This is a genomic window from Corallococcus silvisoli (genome assembly GCF_009909145.1).
GTDB lineage: Bacteria > Myxococcota > Myxococcia > Myxococcales > Myxococcaceae > Corallococcus > Corallococcus silvisoli.
This window is the reverse complement of the sequence record NZ_JAAAPJ010000005.1, coordinates 183,141-203,925: the sequence shown is the minus strand read 5'-3', so window position 1 is coordinate 203,925 and position 20,785 is coordinate 183,141. Positions and strand designations below refer to the sequence as shown.

General features: G+C 68.4%; 15 protein-coding genes. 7 read left to right on the top strand and 8 right to left on the bottom strand.

Annotated features, from left to right (window positions below; all coding sequences use genetic code 11):
• The first annotated feature begins 96 nt into the window (after positions 1 to 96).
• Positions 97 to 2,502, top strand: a complete 2,406-nt coding sequence (locus GTY96_RS09940; RefSeq protein WP_161664583.1) for a M20/M25/M40 family metallo-hydrolase — start codon at positions 97 to 99, stop codon at positions 2,500 to 2,502.
• Positions 2,503 to 2,539: 37 nt separating this feature from the next.
• Here the strand turns inward: GTY96_RS09940 and GTY96_RS09935 are convergent, their stop codons facing one another.
• Complete coding sequence (locus tag GTY96_RS09935; RefSeq protein ID WP_161664582.1) at positions 2,540 to 4,129, bottom strand: MBL fold metallo-hydrolase; 1,590 nt, start codon at positions 4,127 to 4,129, stop codon at positions 2,540 to 2,542.
• A 980-nt stretch (positions 4,130 to 5,109) separates the two neighbouring features.
• On the opposite strand from GTY96_RS09935, the gene GTY96_RS09930 reads away from it, so the two are divergent.
• Positions 5,110 to 5,823 (top strand): DUF4476 domain-containing protein, encoded by a 714-nt coding sequence (locus GTY96_RS09930; protein WP_161664581.1) that lies wholly within the window; start codon positions 5,110 to 5,112, stop codon positions 5,821 to 5,823.
• Between the two features lie 82 nt (positions 5,824 to 5,905).
• On the opposite strand, the gene GTY96_RS09925 is transcribed toward GTY96_RS09930, so the two are convergent.
• Both GTY96_RS09925 and GTY96_RS09920 read right to left on the bottom strand, forming a co-directional pair.
• Entirely contained in the window at positions 5,906 to 9,253 is a 3,348-nt protein-coding gene (locus GTY96_RS09925; protein WP_161664580.1) for an Ig-like domain-containing protein, read from the bottom strand.
• 636 nt (positions 9,254 to 9,889) lie between these two features.
• Entirely contained in the window at positions 9,890 to 10,582 is a 693-nt protein-coding gene (locus GTY96_RS09920; protein ID WP_143900779.1) for a DUF1361 domain-containing protein, read from the bottom strand.
• 291 nt (positions 10,583 to 10,873) lie between these two features.
• On the opposite strand from GTY96_RS09920, the gene GTY96_RS09915 reads away from it, so the two are divergent.
• Complete coding sequence (locus GTY96_RS09915; RefSeq protein ID WP_235685504.1) at positions 10,874 to 11,653, top strand: glucose 1-dehydrogenase; 780 nt, start codon at positions 10,874 to 10,876, stop codon at positions 11,651 to 11,653.
• Between the two features lie 251 nt (positions 11,654 to 11,904).
• Positions 11,905 to 12,870 carry an aldo/keto reductase gene (locus GTY96_RS09910; protein WP_201755994.1) on the top strand — a complete coding sequence of 322 codons (966 nt, stop codon included), beginning with the start codon at positions 11,905 to 11,907 and terminating at the stop codon, positions 12,868 to 12,870.
• Between the two features lie 319 nt (positions 12,871 to 13,189).
• Here GTY96_RS09910 and GTY96_RS09905 read toward each other — a convergent pair whose 3' ends face one another.
• The 3 genes from GTY96_RS09905 to GTY96_RS09895 form a co-directional block, all read right to left on the bottom strand.
• Positions 13,190 to 14,752: a tyrosine-type recombinase/integrase gene (locus tag GTY96_RS09905; RefSeq protein WP_161664578.1), complete on the bottom strand. Its 1,563-nt coding sequence runs from the start codon at positions 14,750 to 14,752 to the stop codon at positions 13,190 to 13,192.
• 3 nt (positions 14,753 to 14,755) lie between these two features.
• Positions 14,756 to 14,962: a helix-turn-helix domain-containing protein gene (locus tag GTY96_RS09900; RefSeq protein ID WP_161664577.1), complete on the bottom strand. Its 207-nt coding sequence runs from the start codon at positions 14,960 to 14,962 to the stop codon at positions 14,756 to 14,758.
• Between the two features lie 545 nt (positions 14,963 to 15,507).
• Positions 15,508 to 15,786, bottom strand: a complete 279-nt coding sequence (locus GTY96_RS09895) for a hypothetical protein (protein ID WP_161664576.1) — start codon at positions 15,784 to 15,786, stop codon at positions 15,508 to 15,510.
• 739 nt (positions 15,787 to 16,525) lie between these two features.
• Between GTY96_RS09895 and GTY96_RS09890 the strand changes: the two genes are divergently transcribed.
• The 3 genes from GTY96_RS09890 (at position 16,526) to GTY96_RS09880 (ending at position 17,488) form a co-directional block, all read left to right on the top strand.
• The gene (locus GTY96_RS09890; RefSeq protein ID WP_161664575.1) at positions 16,526 to 16,810 is read left to right on the top strand and encodes a hypothetical protein; all 285 of its coding nucleotides are present in this window, start codon (positions 16,526 to 16,528) and stop codon (positions 16,808 to 16,810) included.
• Positions 16,811 to 16,847: 37 nt separating this feature from the next.
• Positions 16,848 to 17,066 (top strand): hypothetical protein, encoded by a 219-nt coding sequence (locus tag GTY96_RS09885; protein ID WP_161664574.1) that lies wholly within the window; start codon positions 16,848 to 16,850, stop codon positions 17,064 to 17,066.
• Between the two features lie 68 nt (positions 17,067 to 17,134).
• Positions 17,135 to 17,488, top strand: coding sequence for a hypothetical protein (locus tag GTY96_RS09880; RefSeq protein ID WP_407926973.1), 354 nt, complete (start codon positions 17,135 to 17,137; stop codon positions 17,486 to 17,488).
• Positions 17,489 to 17,491: 3 nt separating this feature from the next.
• Here the strand turns inward: GTY96_RS09880 and GTY96_RS09875 are convergent, their stop codons facing one another.
• Together GTY96_RS09875 and GTY96_RS09870 are read right to left on the bottom strand one after the other, a co-directional pair.
• Complete coding sequence (locus tag GTY96_RS09875) at positions 17,492 to 19,903, bottom strand: fibronectin type III domain-containing protein (RefSeq protein WP_161664573.1); 2,412 nt, start codon at positions 19,901 to 19,903, stop codon at positions 17,492 to 17,494.
• A 1-nt stretch (position 19,904) separates the two neighbouring features.
• Complete coding sequence (locus GTY96_RS09870; protein WP_161664572.1) at positions 19,905 to 20,738, bottom strand: hypothetical protein; 834 nt, start codon at positions 20,736 to 20,738, stop codon at positions 19,905 to 19,907.
• Positions 20,739 to 20,785 lie beyond the last annotated feature (47 nt).

Here is a 20,785-nt window from a genome sequence, read left to right as displayed (position 1 = left end):
CCCGGTGGTGCGTGCGTTGGCGCGGCGGGGACCCCGGCGGTGATCCGCGAACACCCGCGCCCCCTGCTGAAGGGATGGCGCCTGAAGGACTGAACCATGAGCGACACCGCCGCGACCGCGGCCCTGGAACGAAGTGCCTCTCACCGCGCGGCTTGGGTGGCGCGGCTTGGGACCGCGGTGCTGGGCCTGGGCGTGCTCCTGCTCGTCCTTCGCGGAAGCCCGCTGCCGGAGCCGCTGACCGCCACCGCTCCGGCGGAGCGCTTCTCCGCCGCACGCGCCCGGGAGCACCTGCGCTTCATTGGCGCCGGCCCCCACGCCATTGGAACGCCGCGCCACGCGGAGGTGCGGGACTATCTGCAAGCCCGCCTGCGGGACGCAGGCGCGGAGGTCCAGCTCCAGCGCGAGCCCGTCTTCGCACCCGCGCAGGGCGTGCCCCGGCCCGCCGCGACCGTGGAGAACGTCGTGGGGCGGCTGCGGGCGAAGGAGGGGGCGAAGGGCACGACCGTGATGGTCGTGGCCCATTACGACTCCGTGCCCACGGGCCCGGGGGCGTCCGACAACGGGGCCGCCGTCGCGTCCATCCTGGAGGTGGCGCGGGCGCTCCAGCAGGGGCCCGCGCTCGCTGGCGACGTGGTGGTCCTCTTCACGGACGCGGAGGAGCAGCACCTGCTGGGCAGCACCGCCTTCGCGGCCTCCCACCCCTGGGCCCGCGAGACGGGCGTGGTCCTCAACGTGGATGCGCGCGGCGACGCGGGGCCGCTCCTGATGTTCGAGGTCTCTCCGGGCGGTGGCTGGCTCGTGCGCAGGCTCGCCGAGGAGGCCCCGGACGTCGGCGCCGGTTCGCTCTTCACGGCGGTCTACCAGCGCATGCACAACGCCACGGACTTCACGGCGCTGAGACAGGGAGGCTGGCAGGGGCTGAACTTCGCCAACGTGGAGGGGACGCAGGCCTATCACACGCGGCGGGAGACCGTGGACGCGGTGTCCGACGGGCTCCTCCAGCAGCAGGGCGACACGCTGCTCGCGCTCACCCGGCGCATCTCCCGCGAGGCGTCCGTTCCGGAGGGCGAAGAGCTCATCTACTTCAATGCCGGACCGGTGCGCGTCCACTACCCGAGAGCGTGGGCCGTCCCCCTGGCGGCGTTCTGGGGACTGCTGTTCGTGTTCGCGGTCATCCGGGCCCGTCAGCGCAAGCAGCTGCGCCTGTGGGCCGTGGTGCGGGAGGCGCTGCTGCTCGTGTTCGTGGGCTTCCTGGCCAGCAGCCTCGCGCGGCTCGCGTGGCCCCTGCTGCGCGCGCTCCAGCCGGCGTTCCGCGCGGTCAACCGTTCGGAGACGCAGGACAACGCGCGGTTCGTCCTGGCGGTGGTGCTGTTGGTGATGGCGGTGATGGGCGTCGTGCTGTTCATCCGGCGGCGGGCGCCGGTCCTGGAGGTGGCCGCGGGCGGCTGCGTGCCGTGGGCGGTGATCTGCGTCCTCGTGAGCATCGCGCTGCCGGGCGCGAGCGGGCTGTTCCTCTGGCCGCTCGCGGGCATGGTCCTGCTGCTGCTGTGGCTGGGAGGCCGTGGGCCGGAGCCGCTCACCCCGTGGCATGTGCCGCTGTGGGGATTGGCGGCGCTGCCGCTCCTGCTGTTGCTGCCGTCCGTGCTCGCCACCTTCTTCACGGTGCTCCCGCTGGAGCGGGCCGCGGTGCCCTCCGACCTGTTGGTGCTCGGCATCTCGCTGCTGGCGCCCGGCTGGGTCTGGCTGTGGGGCAGGGGATTGCCGTGGGCGTCGGGGGGCGCGGCGCTGGTGGGCCTGGGGCTGCTGGGGTCGCTGGCCGTCGGCCAGCGCTTCGACGCGGAGCACCCGCGCCCCACGGGCCTGCTGTACCTGGTGGACGCGGACACGCGGACCGCGCGCTGGGTGACTTCGGATGCCGTGCTCAACGACTGGACGCGGGCGTACCTTGGAAGCGGCCCGGCGCATGAAGCCGTGGACGCGTTGCCGGAGGTGAAGGGGCCGTTCTGGACCGCGCCCGCGCCCGCGCCCGCGCTGGAGGACGCGCCTCGGGGCCCCACGGTCGACTCGCGGGTGGAGCCCCTGGAAGGAGGGCGCCGGAAGGTGTCGCTCCGCATTACCGCCGCCCATCCGGACGCGGCCTTCGTGGACGTGCAGGTGCTGCCGGGGGATGCGGTCGTGTCCGCGCGGCTAGCGGGTCAGCAGGCCACGGGCGAGGCGCTGCGAACGCGCAACGCGGCCCAGGGCGTCCTCCTCCGCTACTGGGTTCCGCCCGCCGGGGGCTTCGACCTGGAGCTGGAGCTGACGGCGGGCGGCAATCCCACCGTGAGGGTGGGGGAGCACACCTACGCGGTGCCTCCGTCGGTGACGCGGGGGCTGCCCGCGCGGCCGGAGGCCAGCATGTCCGTGCCCTTCGGAGAGGGCCTGGATGAGGGGATGCGGGTGACGCGGACGCTGCGGCTGGAGGCCGCGGCCACCCCGGTGGCTCCTGGCCCGACCCCCTGACGGCCCGGCGTCATCCGCCGGGCGTCACACCTCCACGTCACTCCAGGATGCGCTCCATGCGGAGGAAGGGGCGCTCCGCGTGGATGTTCCGGGCGCGGCAGACGTCGATGAACTTGTTCGATTCGATCATCTGGGGCGCGGTCTCGTCGTACTGGAGCACCATGACGTGGCGCAGCCAGGGCTCCTGGCCCATGGCGTAGATGAACACCTCGTTCGGCTTGAGGTGGTTGAGGATCTCCGTGGCGCGGGCGCTGTCGGAGCCGTTGAGCCGCCGCGACTGGTCCATCTTGCGCGGCAGCGGCTGGCTGAGCAGCGGGCCGTACATCCAGCTCATCGGGCCGCCCTCGCACTCCATGCCCAGGTAGAGCGCATCCAGCGGGCCCACCAACTGCGTGAGGTGCTGGTACAGGCGCGGCTCCAGCGCGTTGGAGTCCGCGGCCATCAGCAGGGACCGGCCGGCCAGACGCACCAGGTGCGCCGTCTTCGCCTGCACGGCCAGGTCGCTGTGCTCACCAATGAAGGGGATGCCCATCAGCGAACCGCCGGGGATGCGGATCTCCTGAAGGTCGTCGATCTCCACCACGTTGCGGAAGCCCGTCTGCTCCAACACCAGCCGCAGCGACGGATCCGCCAGCGAGTACGCGTTCGCGCGGGGCACGACGATGGTGCCGATGCGGTGGCGAAGCTGCAGCAGCGTCTCCATCATCAGGTGGTCTGCGTGACCGTGGGTGATGAGGACGTAGTCGATCTTCTCCGGCAGGTCCGCGTGCGTGAAGCGCCCCTGCTCCGTGGGGAACTCGTAGCTGATGACGGGGTCGGTGAGGACGGAAACCTCGCGCGTCTCCATCAGCACGCACGCGTGGCCGAAGTAGCGCACGCGCACGCCCGGGCCGGTGTACGGCTCTGGCTTGCGCGGCGCCGTCTCCGTGAAGAGGTCCGCGAAGGCCTCCGCGGCCGACGAGGGCACCCCGAGCATCTCCGCGACCCGCCCGGGGCTGCCCGGGGTGTGGCGCATGCGGAAGAGGGCGTCGATGCCTTCGTGCCGGAAGGGCACCTGGAGCCACAGGGGCGAGTCGCCCTCCAGGCGAGGCGTGCTGAAGACGTACTTGCGCGCGTCCCCGGAGACGCGCATCAGCGAGATGCTCTGCGACGACTCCTTGTAGAGGCTGCTGCGGTAGAGCAGCGGCTCCATGATGCGGGCGTTGGCTCGGTGGGCGAGGTCGTAGTTGAGCTCCACGTAGCCGCGGAGCAGGTCCGGCACCTTGGCGTACAGCGGCTCCAGCGACTCACCCTTGGAGCTGGCGAGCAGCTGCTCCAGGTCCGATACGGCCTTGGTGTAGGCCAGCATGTCCGCGTGGTCGCGGGTGGTGCGGTCGAGGAGCGCCTTCACGTCGCCCACGCGCGAGACGGGGTGGTTGATGAAGGGGCCACCCATCAGCGCCGGGTTCTGGAGCGCGGCGACGTGCACGTCCGGGTTCGCGACGAACGACTGCATCAGCTTCAGGTGCAGTCGGGACACGAACAGCGGCGCGGTGGCGGGGGAGATGAGGTACCACCAGACGTACCACTGGTTGAACAGCGGCTCGATGGCGACATCGGGCTTCAGGTACATCGGGCGGTCGAGCATGGAGGGTCTCGCGAGGGGTGCCCGGAGAGGTTCGACCCGGGCGGAGGAAATGGGGCTGCCGATGGAGGCAGGCAGGCATCCGGGGAACTCCGGAAGCATGCGCATCGCGCCCATTTTGATGAATCCCGCGCTGACTTCAAGGTGCTGACGTTCTGGGATGGCCGGTCTTTCTTCATCCTCCGGCTGGGCGGTGTTGAAGCCCTGCCGGAGGAGCCGCTCCATGGCTGATGGCACTGAAGTCAATGGTTCATGGATTGTGGCGTCCTCGGCATAATCACCAGCAAGGCTGCATATTCTCGTTTTCGCGTGCCTTCTGCCACCCTCGCCCTCGCTGGGTGTCCAGGCGGAGCGGCGGCTCGCCAGCGCAGCGTCGACCCCCGGGGAGCTTCGGCCCTGGGCATCATCGTGGGCGAGCGCCAGCGCCCGGAGTGTCGAGCCACGGCGTCCCTCCATCCCGGGCGCTGACGACCTTTCCGAACTCCTCATTCGGCCCGGTGAGCGGGAAGGCCCACTGGAGGACTCCCGCGAGGGACCGGGCCCCCCAGCTCCGCCGCGCCCGCGCGCCCGGTGCCAATGAGGAGCCCATCACCACCAACCCGAAGCACACCCGCTTCCCAGCGTTCATGACATCGCTCCCCCCTGTCTCCGGTGTCCTCGGCCGGGGGAGAGACACTGAGGACATGGATGCGCGCCATGGCTCTGGTGAAAACAAACGTTTGTTATTCCTGGGGCACCGGGGGACGCAAGGGATTGGACGTGGGGCCCCGCGATGCCCGCCTGGAGCGAAACGACGCAGGCTGGGGGAGGACCCTGGCCGCCGCGGGCATCGGTCCCCCCGGTCCGTGCCCCCCCTCGCGGGCTTGTCGCATCTAAACCGTCCACTTCCGTTGAATAAATGTACCGTGGGGCCGTGGAGAGGGCGACGGCGGCAGTGACGCCCTTCAGGCGTCCCCTCATCCGCTTTGACTCCAGGAGCTTCGATGCACCCGATGGTTCGCGCAGCGCTTGCCTCATCCCTGCTGTTCTCGTCCCTCTCCTTCGCCCAGGGGGCGGAGGTGAACATGCAGGTGGACGTCGATGATCAGGACATGCCTTCGGCGCGCATCAACATCCGGGCGTCGGGCATGGACGGCGAGGAGGGGGCCTCCGTGAAGGTCAGGGCGTCGGGCATGGACGGCGAGGAGGGGGCCACCGTGAAGGTGCGCGGCGGCGGCACCCGGATGGACGTGAAGGTGACGGGCGGGACGATGACGGAGACGCGGACGACGACGGAGACGCGGACGACGACGCACTCGGGACGTGACCACGGGGAGCGGATGGGGGGGCGCGAGGTCCACGCCGAGCCTTCGTACCGCGACTGTGGCACGCCTTCGGACGAAGGCTGCAACATGCGGCGGGACGGACAGTTCCCGATGGACGCCAGCACCTGGCGCGGCTTCTACCAGTCGCTCAAGAGCGAGAACAACGAGATCGTCCGGGAGGAGAAGGCGGGCAAGATGCTCCGGCGGGTCTACCTGACCGCGGCGCAGTTCGGCCTGGTGTTGGATCTGTTCCGCAATGAAATCACCCGCCTGGACGTGGCGAAGATGGCCGCGCCCCACGTGGTGGATCCGCAGCACGCGCTGGGCTTCTCGTCCAAGTGGAGGAACTCCATCAGCGGCAGCGAGTACACCGACCTCATCACGGAGCAGTAGACGGGAGCGCTCCAGCGCCCTCCGAACCTTCCCGCCCCCCTGCCCGTGTGAACGAGGCAGGGGGGGCGACGCGTTCACTGCTTCAGCGGCGGCGGCGGGACCACCGCACCCACGCCCCGAGCGCCGCCAGGAAGAGGGGCGCCGTGGGCGTCGAACCGGCGACGGGGTTGCAACCGCAGCCCGACGCTGGCTCGGGCGTCTCATCCACGGGAGCGCCGGCATCCGGAACGCCCGCGTCCACGGACCCTGCGTCGGACCCACCGTCGGGCTCACCGCCATCCGTGCCGCTGCCGCCATCCTGAGGGGCCTCGTCGACGACGGAGAAGCCTCGCTCGGGGGATGGGGCGCTGGAGGCACCTTGGGGACCCACGGCGCTCACGCGCCAGGAGTAGCTCCCCACGGCGAGCGCCTCGTTCACGGCCAGGGTCCTGGTCGTCTCCGTCGTCCTGTACAGGCGAAGGCGGGTGCCCTCCTGGAGGATCTCCAGGTCGTAGGCGAGGGCATCACCATCGACATTCGTGGAAGCGCCCCACCGGAACGTGACGAGCCCTCCTGTCAGGTGGGCGTCCGCCTCCGGCGAGATGAGCACGGGCGCGGACGGCGGATGCTGGATGTTCGTCACCTGGATGGAGACGGTGGCGACGGCGGAGAAGAACTCTCCATCCGACACACGGAAGGAGAAGCTGTCCGGGCCGGAGTAGCGGGCCGCGGGCTGATAGGTCGGGTTGACTCCAAAGCCAGTCAGCGTGCCGTGCTGGGGCGGCGTCAAGAGTTGATAGGTCACGCTCTGTCCATCCGGATCCGTGCCCTGGAGCGTCAGGGCCAGGGGGGTATCCACTGGCGTGGACACGGACTGTCCCACGGCCGCGGGCGGACGGTTGTCATTGAAGGTCACGAGCCGTCCTCGGATCCGGTAGCCCCAGTAGGGCGCGGTCCTGTCGTCGTGCGAGTAGGCGACGAGGGCCGTCCTGCCGGATCCCAGAAACACCACCGCGGGCGTCTCTTCGTTGTCAGTGCTCCCCGCGATGACAAACCCCTGAGGCTCACGAACGATGCCCGCGCTCGTGACCCGCGCCCCGTAGACATTGGAGTCAGGGCTGCTCACCACGCTGTCCTGCCATGTGACCAGGTATTCCGTTCCCATCGAGGCCACCGAGGGGTAGCGCTGGTAGCGCTCCGTGGCGATGACGAACCCCGATGGGTCGAGCCGCGCCCCTGCGCTCGTCACCCGGGCTCCATAGATATGGGGAATGTTCCTCCCGCTGAAGCCTGCCCATGCGACCAGGTAGTCCGTTCCATTCGAAGCCACCGAAGGGAATCGCTGGTTGTATCGCTCCGCGGAGATGACCAGTCCCTCGGGGTCCAGCACCGCACCCGTGCTCGTCACCCGCGAGGCATGGATGTCCCAATCACTGCTGCCGGTCGCCGACCAGGCGACGAGATAGTCCTTGCCGTTGGACGCCACGGCATGGGTGTCGTATTCACCGAGGGAGGGGGTGATGAGGAATGCCGAGGCATCCAGGGCTTCGCCTGCTCCAGAGACCCGCACTCCCGCGAGGAATCGGGGGGTCCACTGCTCCTCGGACGCCTCGAAGACGAGGAGGTAGTCCGTGCCATTGGAGGCCAGCTTGGGGGAGGTGGCGTCCCCAAGGGGCGCGGGGGAGAGGGGACGGCCCCGTGGATTCACCACCTCGCCTGTGCGGGTAATCCGTGTACCGAGAATCCGACCCTGTGGATAGTCAAAGCCCACCCATCCAACCAGGTAGTCGGTCCCATTGGACGCCACCGTGGGGTGGTAGTAGGCCATCCCTTCGGCCATTCCCAAGGCGATCTCGAGTCCCGACGGATCCAGGACCTCGCCCCGGGGGTCGACCCGCACGCCGACGATGCTCTCCCCGAGATTGCGCCGGTCGTACCAGACGACAAGGAAGTCCGTGCCATTCGATGCCACCACGGGTGCGGTCTGTGTGCTGGCCGCCATGGCGAGGATGATCCCCGTTGAATCGAGGATGGCGCCTGCTTGCGTCACCCTCATCCCGAAGGCGTCCCAACCGCTCTCCCAGGCGATGAAGTAGTCCGTCCCGTTGAAGGCCACCGCCGGAGAGTCGCCGCTCGGGGAGAGGGCCTGTCCGGCCACATCGACCACGGTCCCCGCATTCGTGACGCGTGTCCCACGGAGGCCGTTGTAGCCCGAGCGATTGTCCGTCCAGACGACGAAATAGTCCTCCCCGTTTGAAGCAACGGATGGATTGGCCTGCATCTTTTCGGCGGTGGAGATCGCGAACCCGGGGCCGTCCAGCACCGCACCCGTGCTTGTCACCCGCGTCCCGAAGATGTCCGACTCGTCATTGACCGTGTCCTTCCAGGCAACGAGGTAGTCACTGCCATTGGAGGCCACCGAGGGCGTCCGCTGTGAATGCGTCCCCGTGGCCAGCGCGACTCCTTGCGCGTCCAGCACGGCGCCCAGGCCGGAGATCCGTGCCCCGAAGATGTCGCCCACCCCGTCGTTGCGCTCATCCTCCCAGACCACGAAATAGTCCGTGCCGTTGGAGGCCGCGGCGGGCCGGCTCTTCGCGCCCGCCGACGTGGAGATGGCGATCCCCATCGGATCCTCGACGCCACCCGCGCTTGTCACCCGTGAACCGAACACCCCGTTGGTGCCAATCCACGTGACGAAGTAGGCCGTCCCATTGGACGCCACGGCTGGGGAGTACGAGTGCTGCTGGGTGAGGATGAACGGCGCGGTGTCTGGCAGCCCTCCTCCTCCGGTCACCCGTGCGGCCATGGCGCGAGTGGTGGTCCCGGTGCGGTCAATCCAGGCGACCAGGTAGTCCGTACCGTTGGAGGCCACGGAGACATCGGAGACGGAGCTGGTGCCGCGAGAGATGTCGAGGCCCCAGGAGTCCAGCACCGCCCCGGAGTTCGACACGCGGGTCCCGTAGACCTGCATGATGCTCTCTCGGTAGTCCTCCCAAACGACGAGGGAGTCAGCGCCATTCGACGCCACGGCCGGCTTTTCATGGAGTGAGGTCTGCGGCCCTGGCACGGGCTGATCCATGCCGAACTCCGGAGAGATGACGGGCGCCACGGTGGCGGGGAACACGGACGAGGACACCACTTCCGTGGGTACGCGGAGCTGGAGGGTTCCCGCGACGTACCGCGCCTGGAGCGGCGTGCTTCGGCCGGAAGCCTCTACCCAGGCCGCATGGCCGTAGCGAACCCCCAGCCCTGTTTGCTCATCCTTGAAGTGGAGGCCCTTCTCCGTGGCTCCGACATAGGTCAACCCCTTCGCGGGCAGCGTCAGCACCAGCTCCCCCGCGCCCGTGGGCGCCGAGGAGAAGACCCATTCCTGCTGAAGGCCGTCCTCCGTGTTGCGCAGGTGCTCGACGACGCCGTCCCGAACCAGGGTGAGGTCTCCGGTTCGCTCCAATCGTCCCGGCTCCGCCCTCTGCGCGGCGCCCTGGACTCCACGATGCCAGCGCATGGCGCCCAGCCTGAGCGGCGCACCCTTCGTGTTCGCTCTCTGCGCAGGGGCGCGCTGCGCGGGGGGCACCGCGCCAGGGGACATGAAGGGCGACAGTGTCAGCCCCTCGGGTCCTGCCGTCACAGCGTAGGTGGAGTGGCCCCCGCTCCACGCCTGTCCGTCGGGCCGGAAGGCGAAGTGGACCTGTCGCATGACCGCGGAGACATCAAAGGGAGCCTGGGTCGTGAGAGGCGATGATGGCGCCACCTCTGGCGGATCCTTCTCTGGCGTGGAAGAGGACAGACAGGAGAGCAGTGTCACGGCGACGAGCACTCCGAGGAGTGACCGCGACAAGGCGGCGGAGGGGCGAGGCATGATCAGAGGACATCCCGCGAGGGACCCCGGAGCCCTCTGGCGCCGGGGTCGGTGAATGCCAGACGTTGAGTGCGCTGGCTTTACCAGGGCTGTTCGCGGGGAGTGCCTGAAAAGCGGCCCGTGATGAAATCATGAGACCATTTGGATGTGATTGTTTTTTGGAGGGGCGCGACGAACAGGTGCCATGGACGCCGGCCCAGGAGTTCCTCCGGCGGATGACACGCCGCTTCAGCGAGTGGATGAAGAGAACAGGCGGGAGGTGAGCGCCTCGTAGCCTGCGTAGGACAGGGGGATCAGCAGGGCGAAGAAGACGGTGATGCTCGGAAGATAGGGATGGGACAGGGGGGCGCTCGCGTGGGAGGCGATGGTGGCCAAGAGGCGTCCCGGATCCGTCAGCACGTCCCAACTGTTCCAGCGCTCCACCCGGCCCAGGTAGATGCCGTAGCCACACAGGAGCGAGGTGACGCCAACGAAGCCCCACGCCGCCGTCCGGCCCCACCGCGCCTCCAGCCACTGCTTCCAGATCTCCAGCGACAGCAGGCCGAGCAACCACCCGGTGGCGGCGAACAGCGCCAGAAGGGCCGCGTCGAACCAGAGCGGCACCACGGGGCGTGGGTGCAGGTGGATGAAGTCGGTGACGAGGTAGGGCGCGTTGGGAAAGAGCGCGAGCCAGGCGAGGGCCAGCGGTGCCAGGAGCCAGGTCCGCCCGAGGCCTCGCACCATGAGCACCCGTGCGAGCAAGGCCAGGGAGTAGGGCGCCCACGCCAGGAACAGGTTCCACGTCAGGAAGGCGAAGCTGGCGCGCTCGCTCCATTCGAGTCGAAAGGCCAGCAGGCCCACGGCGAGGACGCTGCACAGGGTCGCGGGCAGCAGCCCGTGGCGGTGCAGGACGGAGAGGAGGGTGGGGTGGGGTCGAGGCATGGTGGCGTGTGGCGAGCGAGCCGCGCGCCGTGGCGGAATGGCCACGGTGGGCGGCCCCAGGCAGGGCGTTGACCCGGAGGTCCGTCGCCGGAGCCATCCGAGAGGCCGACCTGGAGCAATCCGCGGGCCAACCTGCTGGCGACGCGACCCTCGCGAGCGGGTTCGAGATGCACCGCGAGCCCCGTCGAGGATTGTCCAGCGGGGCTTAAGGGGCCTTCAGTCCGAGCGCACCTAGTGTGCCTCCGCCGTCGCGCCTATTCGTTTGTTCGTGAGCCTCGTGAAGGAGTCCAAATGAATAGCGATGCGTCAATGCGTTCGTGGTTCGAAGGGAAGGTGGCGTTGGTAACGGGGGCGGGCTCGGGGATCGGCCTGGCGACCGCACGAGCCTTCGCCGAGGCGGGCGCGGCCGTCGTGCTCGCGGACATCCGTGAAGACGCGGCCCGGGTCGTGACTGAACAGTTCAGCACGTGGCGCGACAAGACCCTCTTCGTGCGATGTGACGTGTCCGATGAGGCGCAGGTCAAGGCGCTCGTCGAGCGCACGGTGTCGTCCTTCGGGCGACTCGATGCGGCCTTCAACAACGCAGGCATTCAGGGTCCGGCGACCGATGTCGTCGACGAGGAGGGCGCCCAGTTCGAACGAATCCAGGCCACCAACCTGCGCGGCGTCTGGAACTGCATGAAGCACGAGCTGGTGCGGATGCAAGCACAGGGGAGCGGCGCCATTGTCAACTGCTCGTCCATCGGTGGGCTCATCGGCATCCCGGGGCGTGCGACCTACCACGCGTCGAAGTTCGGCGTGATTGGCATGACCAAGAGCGCGGCGCTCGAGGTCGCGTCGAAGGGCATCCGGATCAACGCCGTCTGTCCGGGCGTCATCGAGACGCCCATGGTCGCGGGGATGCTGGAGAAAGAGCCGGCCGCGATGAAGGAGATCCTTCGTGACCAGCCTATTGGCCGGCTCGGGCGCCCCGAGGAGATCGCCTCGGCGGTGCTCTGGCTCTGCGGCCCGGGAGCGAGCTTTGTCATCGGTCATGCGCTCGCCGTCGACGGCGGATTCACGGCGCACTGAGCTTCAGACCCCATCGTCAACAACACGGAGGCATCTACATGGACAGCGATCAGCGTGACGACTCACGGCGGCTGGAGCGCCGTGCCTTGCTTACGGGAGCGATTCTCGGAACCGCTGCATGCGCGGCGCCGTCCCTCTCCGCCTCCCGGAGCGAGCAGGTCTCGTCGGGGCGTTCTCCATCGCCCCAGTCGTCGGCCTTGAGCCTGGCGGTCATCAGCGAACGCCGCGGACTGGGCTCGGGGCCTTTCCGCATGGAGGTGTCCGCGCTTGGCTTTGGATGCATGGGGCTGAACCATCATCGTGGCGTTGCCCCCGAGCGGAGCGCCATGATCGCCCTGATTCGTCAGGCCGTGGAGCGTGGCGTCACGCTCTTCGACACCGCTGAGGTGTACGGCCCGTTCATCAACGAAGAGCTCGCGGGAGAGGCGCTTGCGCCGTACCGAGGTCGCGTCTGGGTCACGACGAAGTTCGGCCACCGCATCGTCGACGGCAAGCATCTCGAAGGACAGATGAACAGCCGGCCCGACGGCATTCGAAAGGCCGCGGAGGCCTCGCTCAAGCGCCTCCGCGTCGAAGCGATTGACCTCTACTACCAACATCGCGTCGACCCTGAGGTGCCGATCGAAGACGTCGCCGGTGTGGTGAAGGACCTGATTCAAGAGGGCAAGGTGAAGCGGTTTGGACTCTGCGAAGTTGGCGCGCAGACCATCCGTCGGGCCCATGCGGTTCAGCCGGTGACCGCGGTCCAGAGTGAGTACTCCCTGATGTGGAGGGAGCCGGAGAACGGCGTTCTGCCCGTGCTCGAGGAACTGGGGATCGGCTTCGTTCCCTACAGCCCGCTGAACCGGGGCTTCCTGGGCGGCGCACTGAATGAGTACACGCGCTTTGACTCCGGCAACGACAACCGCAACACCCTGCCTCGGTTCACGCCAGAGGCAATGCGGGCGAATACGGCCATCGTGGAGACGCTCAGTCGCTTCGGCAGGAGCAGGGGGGCGACGCCGGCACAGGTCGCGCTGGCGTGGCTGCTCGCGCGGAAACCGTGGATCGTTCCCATTCCGGGCACGACCAAGCTGGCGCGCCTCGAAGAGAACTTGCGGGCCGCCGAGATGAAGCTGACGCCCGACGAGCTCCGCGACCTGGAGGCGGCGGTCTCGAAGGTTGAAATCGTAGGCGCTCGATATCCCGTCGAGCAGCAGCGACAGGTGGGGCAGTGAGCCGACCCCACTTCGGAGCGCAGGGGGCGGTTGGCGCAGGCGGAGTGGGGTCGTTCTTGTTCAGGCCGACGGCACGCTGATCTTCTGAGACCGGCTTTGGTGCTGTGCTCTCGGTGCGCGTGATGGTTGTATGGGAGCGAGCGCAGCTCAGCTTACGAGGAGTGCATGGCCCAAACCGTTCGGACGAAGAGGGTGGGACGTGTCATTGCCTGGCTGACGGGTGTCGCCGCTCTCTGTGGCGGGGCTCTCTTTCTTGATGGGCTGGGAGAGCCCTACGAGCAGGCCTGCGGCAGCCTCAAATGCGAGATGAGCTGTCTCATCACGAAGGGGGCGCTGAGCCGCGACAAGTGCGTCTACGGAGAATGCAGCTGCAGCCAGTGAGCCACGACGACCAGCGCCGCCGCCTCGCTCTCGGCAGTACGCGGAGGTGGGATAGGCCTGTCCACGTCGCGCCAGCGCGCACTTGCTGCCTCGTGGGGCCCGTTGCCCCCGGCCCGACAATTTCCTGAGTCGGGCCGGGGACTTGAGCTGTGACCCCGACAGGAATCGAACCTGTGGCCTGCGGTTTAGGAAACCGCTGGGCCCGCTGTCTCGCGCTTTCTCGCAATTCCTCAACCATGCCCGGCATCGCTATCCCTTTGCTTTCATTCGGGTTGTTACCGTCGGGTGGATTCTCGCCACTCCCCACTGAACCCCGCCCAGCCCCAGGATTTTCTCCCACAGGACTCCCAGGCTTTGCCGTCGGCATCAGGATGGCGCCCACCGCGTTCGCGCCCCGGCGAAGGTGCTCGGGCAGGGCGCGCGCGTACCGCGCTTGCGTCAGCTTCGGGTCGCTGTGGCCGAGCACCTTCTGAACGAAGTGGATGTCACCCGTCGTGGCGTAGCCGAGGGTCGCGTAGGTGGACCGCAGCTCCTTGAACCGCAGTGAGATTGGGACCTCCTTCCAGCGCGCGGACCGTCCGCAGCGTGGGCATGCGAGGACTGCCCGCATGGACACCATGTCCCCCTTCCATCCGCATGCCGTACGGAAGCAGTACGGCTGCGTGCCCTGAATGAGACCAGCCCGAACGCATGCCCGCGCAATGACGTCGTGGGCACGCCAGTTGTTGGTGTACTGCGCTCCGTTCTGTCGGCAGAAGAGGTACTTCCCAGGCGTCTTGAGCTGTTGCTCCAGCAGAGAGACAAGAACCTCCGGGATGGGAACTCGCCGGTCCTTGTTGTTCTTCGGGCCTCGAATGAGGACATAGCGCTCAGCGATGTGCGTGTCGTCCTTGAGTGCTTTCCGGACTTCAGCCTTGCGCGTACCGGTGAGCGTGCTGAACAACGCCGCGGCCGCGAGGTGCGGCTTCATCACCTCAATGAGGCGGGTGAACTGGTCGGGGTCGAAGAATCCAGGTTCGCGCTCGGGGACATCGACTTGCCCGGCCTCCTTGAATGGGTTGTCGCCAGTGAAGGACTTCGCCGTCTCAGTCAGGAACGTGTACAGGCCCTGGCCGGCCATCCGCACATGCTCTCGCGACTGAGGCGAGAGATGCGAGAGGGCTGCAAGCAGCTTGAGCACATCAAGGGGCAGGACATCCTTGAGGAGCCTCGTCCCCAGCGCCTTCTCGACGTGGGCCAGGAGCTCCCGCTGCCGCTTCTTCGTCTTGTACTCCTGGGGCAGCGTCTCCAGACGCAGCGCGATCCCCTCGGACACCGTGAGGTCGGGCTTGGGGGCCTCCTCGAGCCCGTTGCGGATGCGCCAGGCCTTCTGCTCGGCTGCATCCGCGAGCCTCTTGGCCTCGGTCTTCGTCGCTGCGGGGAGTCGCTGCTTGAAGGGGCGGCCCCTCTCGTCCACCCAGCCGCCGTACCAGCTCTTCCTCCTCTGAAATACGTACGCCATGGCCTAGTGCTCCCCGCCGCGGCTCTGCTTCTCACGCCAGTCCATGAGCGCCGACGGGCTGAAGCGCAGGAGTCCCCCCAGCTTGAAGCTGGGCAGCGTGCCCGCCGCAGCCCAGCGATACAGCGTCTTCTCCGACACGCCGAGAAACTGCGCGGCGCGGCGCACGTCCCAGGCGTCCTCCAATGCTCCGTTGCTGACTGCGCTATTCATCGACTCCCCCGCTCGGACGACACTGAACAAGATGATAGGTCAAGAAGGTGGGCAACGACCCCAAGGGTCGAAGCCTCGTCCGCAGCCGTTTGCGGGCACATGCCCGCCTCCGGTCGCGCGCGCGTTGAGCACGCGCCGTGCCAGCGGCGTGAAGAGGAGCGCTGATGTCGGTTCGTCTCGCGGCGAGACAGGGGTCCAGCGCACGAGACGGTGCAGGTGCCGAACCGTTGGAGCTGTCGTTGGGATGGCCGTCGTGCCCTGCGTGACCCATGCGAACCCCACCCAGAAACAAAGTGGCACTCCGTCGGCGGAGATCAGTAACGCCGACGGAGCGCCGTGGGGCGGGTGTCCCGACATCACTCGGGTGCACCGGCCTTTTCTGGCGGCCCTCGCACCCGGAACGGGGCGCTAGCCAAAGCTCGATTTGGGAGACGACTCGCCGCTGATCTCACTGCTTCAGCGAATCGTTGGAACGACTAAAACCTGAACTAGGGGTAACACCAGTCAGAGCGTTGCGCAAGTAGGCAGCGCAACGCGCGCGGCACTTACTCCTGGCCAATGGGGCGGTAGCACTTCCCCCGGTACTCGTACTGCTTGTCTCCGCACGGAGCCTTCTTCGAGGTTTCCACCCAGCAGCCGCCGTTGATGAACTGCTCGCTCGCGTCGGTGTCGCAGTCCTTTGTCTTCTGCCCTTTGAAGGGCCGCTTGGGGACCTCCAGCGACATCTCGGGAGCGTCGGACGTGGATGCCAGGAAGACGAGGCCGCCCGCTGGCTGGTTGCCGCCGCCATCGGGAGACATCTCCGGCGCGCGGTGGGGCATCATGATGGAACCCAAGATTGCCGCCCCTGCGAGCACAATGGAGACGTAGCCGCTTGTCAGCGCGCCTCCCCAGGTCCTCGCAAGTGCCCTACGCGCGCGCCTCCAGTACCTGCGCGAGCGCAGGATAGGTCCGCGGGGCCGAGCTGGTGCGCGCAGGTGCGCCATTGTGGCGGCCAGTTCGCTGCGCGTGCAGGTGGATTGCACCATCGCCTTGGCGAGGCTCAAGGCACCCTCCGCAACGCGCGCCGCGTCCGCGTCGGATGCAGCCTCCGACACGTTGGCCAGCCGGACACGGACTCGCGAGGGCGCATCCTCTGTCGCTGCTCGCGCGGAGACGACCAGGTCCACATCCACGTCCGGGTGGAAGTCCGGGTGACGTCCCGTGGCATGAAGGTCGAGCGACGGCGCGCCCGTCCTGGCGTCGCGCACCTGGTACAGGCGGCCCAACAGGATACGCCGATAGCGGCGGATGATGATGTCGAGCGGACGCTCACGGCTCCCCACGCGCGGGGCCTTCGTGCTGCTGCCTCCGCTGCGCAGGGACACCGACTCCGGACCCCGCCAGATATTCTCTGCCTGTCGCATACGCCCTCGCTCGGTCGCCTAGCGCCGTGGCGCCCGCCACCTTCCCAAGGGAGCATGCGCGCATCGAAATGTATCCCAAGTGGGATTCAAGTCAAGAGGGCTGGGTTGCAGGTGGGACTCACATTGGGATACAAATGTGCTGCGCACGGAGGTGCCGATGCTGTTCGAGCCCGAGGAAGAGAAGTTCGACGACCAGTTCAGCATGCGCGCCCCCGCCTCCCTCAACGAACGCGCCAAGGCGATGAAGGAGGCAGAGCGACTTCGCTCCATCAACAGCGCGCGCGTCAAGGCGATGCTCCTCGGCTTCAGCGTGTTCGACTGCCTGTCCAAGCATGCGGATGCGGTTCGTGCCCTGGCGGCTAGCGAGCGTCTCGGGCCTGACGAGGTTGCGGTCCGCTTGCTGGAGGAGGCCCTTGCCGCTCGGGAGCGAAAGCGGCGGTAGGCCTGGTGGCACCCCTTCTCCTGCCGGAGGAGGGCCGATGCGACCCCGCCGACCCACGAAGCCGTCACTGGATCTGCAACGTCACCGGCAGGTCCGCGCGGACTACCTGCGCGACCTCGCCCGCCTCCAGGGCGTGGCCGAGCCGCCGCCCCAGCCGCGCGAGGTGCCTCCGGAGGAGCGCTGCCCCACCTGCGGCGGACCGACCTTCGTCATGAGCTACGGCCGGGTGTGCAGCCTCGGGCTGCACGATGGGTGAGCCAGGGACTGGCCGCATTGTCCGCGCGCGGCTTTGGGTGCTACGCATCGCGGCAGGAGGTGGTTCCCGTGATGCGGATGCTTGCCATTGCCATAGCGCTGTCAACCGTTGCTTGCTCCAAGGGGCTCGACACCATCGAGTCCGCCGAGGCATTTGCGAAGACGCGCGGCGTCGTGCTTACCGAGAAGACGGAGGACGCCAAGCAGATGGTGGCGCCACGCTGCTTCGACTATCAGTCCGGCGCATCGAAGGTCGGAATTCTCCAGTTCAACTCTGTAGACGCCGCGCGGAAATGGAAGGAGACGATGGATGGAATCCCGCTTGAGCCTGCCCAGCGGATTCAGCATGGCGCCATCGTCTTCGAGGTACGCGGCGAGTCCGATGCGGAGAAACAGAAGGTCGCTGCCGCGCTTCAGCCTTGAGTCTCACGCCTCCGCGCGGAAGCGCACGCCGTCGAGGTTGAACTCCGTCGTGCTGCCGGAGATGGGCGTCACGGAGCCGTCGGACGTGATGCGCACGCGGCCGACGACGGCGCCGCAGTCCACGAGGAGGCGCTGCTCATTGAGTGGCCGGTAGCCTGCCGGGAGCACGAACGCTGCGCTTCCCATGGTGCCGGACTTCATTCCGCCGCCGAGCACCACGTCTCCCGCGGAGTTCTTGTAGTAGTTCGGGTTGCGTGGGGCGCCGGCGCCCACCCAGCCGGAGGCGCTAATCATCGACGCCTGCTGGTAGTCCTGGGGGCGGGGCTGCCACGCGACGCGCGCGGAGTCCACGTAGAGCGTGTACGCCAGAGGGTTGGCCTTGCCCACGAAGAGCTGCGCGTACCGGGCCCCGAAGGGCGCCACCACGTTGGCGCCGCGCCCCAGCTCCTGCCACGAACCCAAGGACGCCTGGACCTGGTCCACCACGACTGCGCTGATGAAACCGAACGAAGCGTCGAGCCAGCGGATGAACAGGATGCCCTGGTGGGCGGGATTGACGGCCTCGCTGCCCTTGCTGACCATCGCGCTGGGGAAGAGCAGATCCCCCGGCCTGACGACGAAGGGCTGGCTGCCCAGGAGCGTGGCCAGGAGCGTCGGCGCGAGGCGTACGGAGCGCAAGCCGCTGAACACGGTGGAACCGGTGGCGCCGTCGAAGGCGTCCACGCCCCACGTCCCGGGGGAGAGGCTCCATCCGTCTGGCGGTGCGGCCGGGTCGCTGAGCGCCTCGAAGTCGGCGTTGAGCGGTAGCACCGCCCACGTCACGTTGGGTGCGAGCATGGCCGGCGCGACGTACCTGGGCGCGAGCGTCACCTCCGCGCTGGCCGGTCCCGCGTTGCCCTTCAGGTCGCGGGGGATGACGCGCGCGTAGTAGGCGCGGCCGGCCACCAGGTCGGCCACCTCGAAGCGCGTGGCGCGGCTGGTGGCTCGGTATGTCGCCTGGGACGGAATGAAGCTGGACGAGCTGCTGACGTGCAGTTCGTAGGAGTCCCATGCGGGCCCGTCAGCGGCAGGCGTCCAGGCGAGACTGAAGCCGTTGACGGTGTTCGCCGCCACGAACCCCGACGGCGCCGCGGGCCCGGTGAAGGTGGCGGACTGCGCGATGCCGGGGCGCGCGTCCCTCTCCATCCACTCCGCGCGGCTCGTGCACGGGCGGCCCTGTAGCTGGAGCTTCGTGCGTGCTTCACCGGAGGTGGCGCACTCGAACTCCACGGAGACGATGCCCAGGCGCTGAGTCACATCGAAGTGCACGCCGTCGGGCAGCACCTGCACCAGGTCCGCCGCATGGAGGTACCAGTGGATGCCGGGCAACGTCAGCGACAGGCTGAGCGCCGACTCGGACAGGTCGGCAATGGCCGCGTCCGCTAGGCGCTGCGCCTCCGCGGCGGTGTCGATGAGACTGGAGCCGCCCTCGGCCACCTGCATCCACCGGCGCCCGTACAGCGCGACGCTGGTGGGGTTGGTGGACGTCACCGTCTTGCGCTTCTTCTCGCCACCGACGTCCTTGTCCAGCTTGTCCATGTACACGACCTCCACGACGTTGCGGACGTGCTCCAGACTTCGCTTCAGCTCGCTGACCTCCAACACGTTGTCCGGGCCGAAGGTGGCGACGGGCGTGTCCGTCAGTCGGTCCGGGCTCCAGATCGTCAGCGCGAAGGCGGCCGCGTCCTCGCGCCAGCGCATGCGCACGTCCCATCCAATCTGCTCCGCGAGAAAGCGCACGGCATCGAGGAGCGGCTCGCGCTCCTGCACGTAGGGGCCGCGCACCGACGACGGATTGACGGGCGTGTAGAGGCCGAAGGCAGACATGCCGTTGTCGTTGAGGATGGACTGGATGACGGACTGGACAGGCGTGCCCGCGGCACTGCCGTAGTTGCGCTCCACCTCCGCCCACGTGTCTTGGAGGAGTCCGCCCAGGTCGCGCCCGGTGATGCGCAGCTCCTCGCCGCCGGCGTCCACCTCGTCGATGCGGCCGCGCCACACCTCGCGCCAGGCGCCTGCGGGCACGTCCACGCGGCGCGTGTCGAGCGGCACCGTTGCCACCTCAACGCGCCAGTAGGCGCCCTCGCGCAGCAGCGGCTGGTAGCTGCCGTCCACCGTGTTGAGAACGCTCCCGACCACGAGGGGCGAGAGGCTGAGGCGCTTGCCGTCCGGGCCGTTGCGCACCACGGAGGCACTGGCATCAGACACTGGCGCGTCGATGCTGTCCGACCAACTCACGCCGAGCAGGTAGTCTCCGGGCAGGAGGGTGGAGAGGTCTGTCCACGCGGCGCCACGCTGCACCATCACGCGCGGGTGCGAGCCGAAGCCCGCGGGGCAGGTGATGGCCGCTACCTCGGCCGTCGTAAGAGTGCGCATGTCAGGTGCCCTCCGGCAGTTGCAGCAGCTCAAAGTCGAGGTACTGGCCCTGCACCCGCGCGCCGTCCTCGTCGTACTCCACGGCGGCGGCGTCACCCGCCGTGCCCAGCACGCGGGCGGGTTCGGGGAGTCCGGTGCCATCAGCGCGGTGGTACGGCAGCGGGCCCCAGGGGGCCGTCGCGGCGGCCCACTGAGGCACCCACGCGCGCGGCATCGTGTACGGCAGGTAGACGAGGTCGCTCACCGCGATGTCATCGGCGGTGGCGCGCACCGTCAGCGTGCCCCCCGAGATGGAGATGACCAGCCCCACCTCACCATCCAGGTCATCCACGATGCCCAGCTCCGAGCCATTGGCGTAGAGCTCGTCAGGCCCGAAGAGCAGCGCCACGTGCATCCAGCCGGGGCCGATGGACGGGCCGCGCACCCAGCAGCCGACGGTGGCGTCTGCGCGCGTGCCCAGCGCCCACGTCACCGCCTCGTGCGGGTTGAGGTACATGGCGCCCTGCCCCCATCGCCCCGAGATGTCCGTGCCTGCCTGGGGCACTCCAGTCAGGAGCGACGGCACCGCGCCCTTGCTGGAGGTGTAGGCGTTGACGGCCGCGTGCCCGAAGGCCCAGCTGTGCCCCTCGCCGTCGATGAGGCGGCGCAGGGCCTGGGCCTCCGCCATCGGCAGGGGCGGCGTACCGGCGGACCACGTGTTGATGCGCGCGCGGGTGCCGCTCATCGCCCAGCCGGAGTACGTGCGCACGCGCGGGCCCAGCAGCGTGGGCTTCTGGGTGAGCCCCTTGGACGCGGAGCACCGGACCTCGATGCCGCTGAGGGTGAGATAGGCCATGCCCTTGGAGAAGGGGCGGGCGTGGTGCGTCCCTCGCTATGGAGGTG

Bases quoted from the DNA above. Each gene is read 5' to 3' on its own strand.
- GTY96_RS09940 (WP_161664583.1), top strand. From the start codon at position 97: ATGAGCGACACCGCCGCGACCGCGGCCCTGGAACGAAGTGCCTCTCAC.
- GTY96_RS09935 (WP_161664582.1), bottom strand. From the start codon at position 4,129: ATGCTCGACCGCCCGATGTACCTGAAGCCCGATGTCGCCATCGAGCCG.
- GTY96_RS09930 (WP_161664581.1), top strand. From the start codon at position 5,110: ATGCACCCGATGGTTCGCGCAGCGCTTGCCTCATCCCTGCTGTTCTCG.
- GTY96_RS09920 (WP_143900779.1), bottom strand. From the start codon at position 10,582: ATGCCTCGACCCCACCCCACCCTCCTCTCCGTCCTGCACCGCCACGGG.
- GTY96_RS09915 (WP_235685504.1), top strand. From the start codon at position 10,874: ATGAATAGCGATGCGTCAATGCGTTCGTGGTTCGAAGGGAAGGTGGCG.
- GTY96_RS09910 (WP_201755994.1), top strand. From the start codon at position 11,905: ATGGAGGTGTCCGCGCTTGGCTTTGGATGCATGGGGCTGAACCATCAT.
- GTY96_RS09905 (WP_161664578.1), bottom strand. From the start codon at position 14,752: ATGGCGTACGTATTTCAGAGGAGGAAGAGCTGGTACGGCGGCTGGGTG.
- GTY96_RS09900 (WP_161664577.1), bottom strand. From the start codon at position 14,962: ATGAATAGCGCAGTCAGCAACGGAGCATTGGAGGACGCCTGGGACGTG.
- GTY96_RS09895 (WP_161664576.1), bottom strand. From the start codon at position 15,786: ATGATGCCCCACCGCGCGCCGGAGATGTCTCCCGATGGCGGCGGCAAC.
- GTY96_RS09890 (WP_161664575.1), top strand. From the start codon at position 16,526: ATGCTGTTCGAGCCCGAGGAAGAGAAGTTCGACGACCAGTTCAGCATG.
- GTY96_RS09885 (WP_161664574.1), top strand. From the start codon at position 16,848: ATGCGACCCCGCCGACCCACGAAGCCGTCACTGGATCTGCAACGTCAC.
- GTY96_RS09875 (WP_161664573.1), bottom strand. From the start codon at position 19,903: ATGCGCACTCTTACGACGGCCGAGGTAGCGGCCATCACCTGCCCCGCG.
- GTY96_RS09870 (WP_161664572.1), bottom strand. From the start codon at position 20,738: ATGGCCTATCTCACCCTCAGCGGCATCGAGGTCCGGTGCTCCGCGTCC.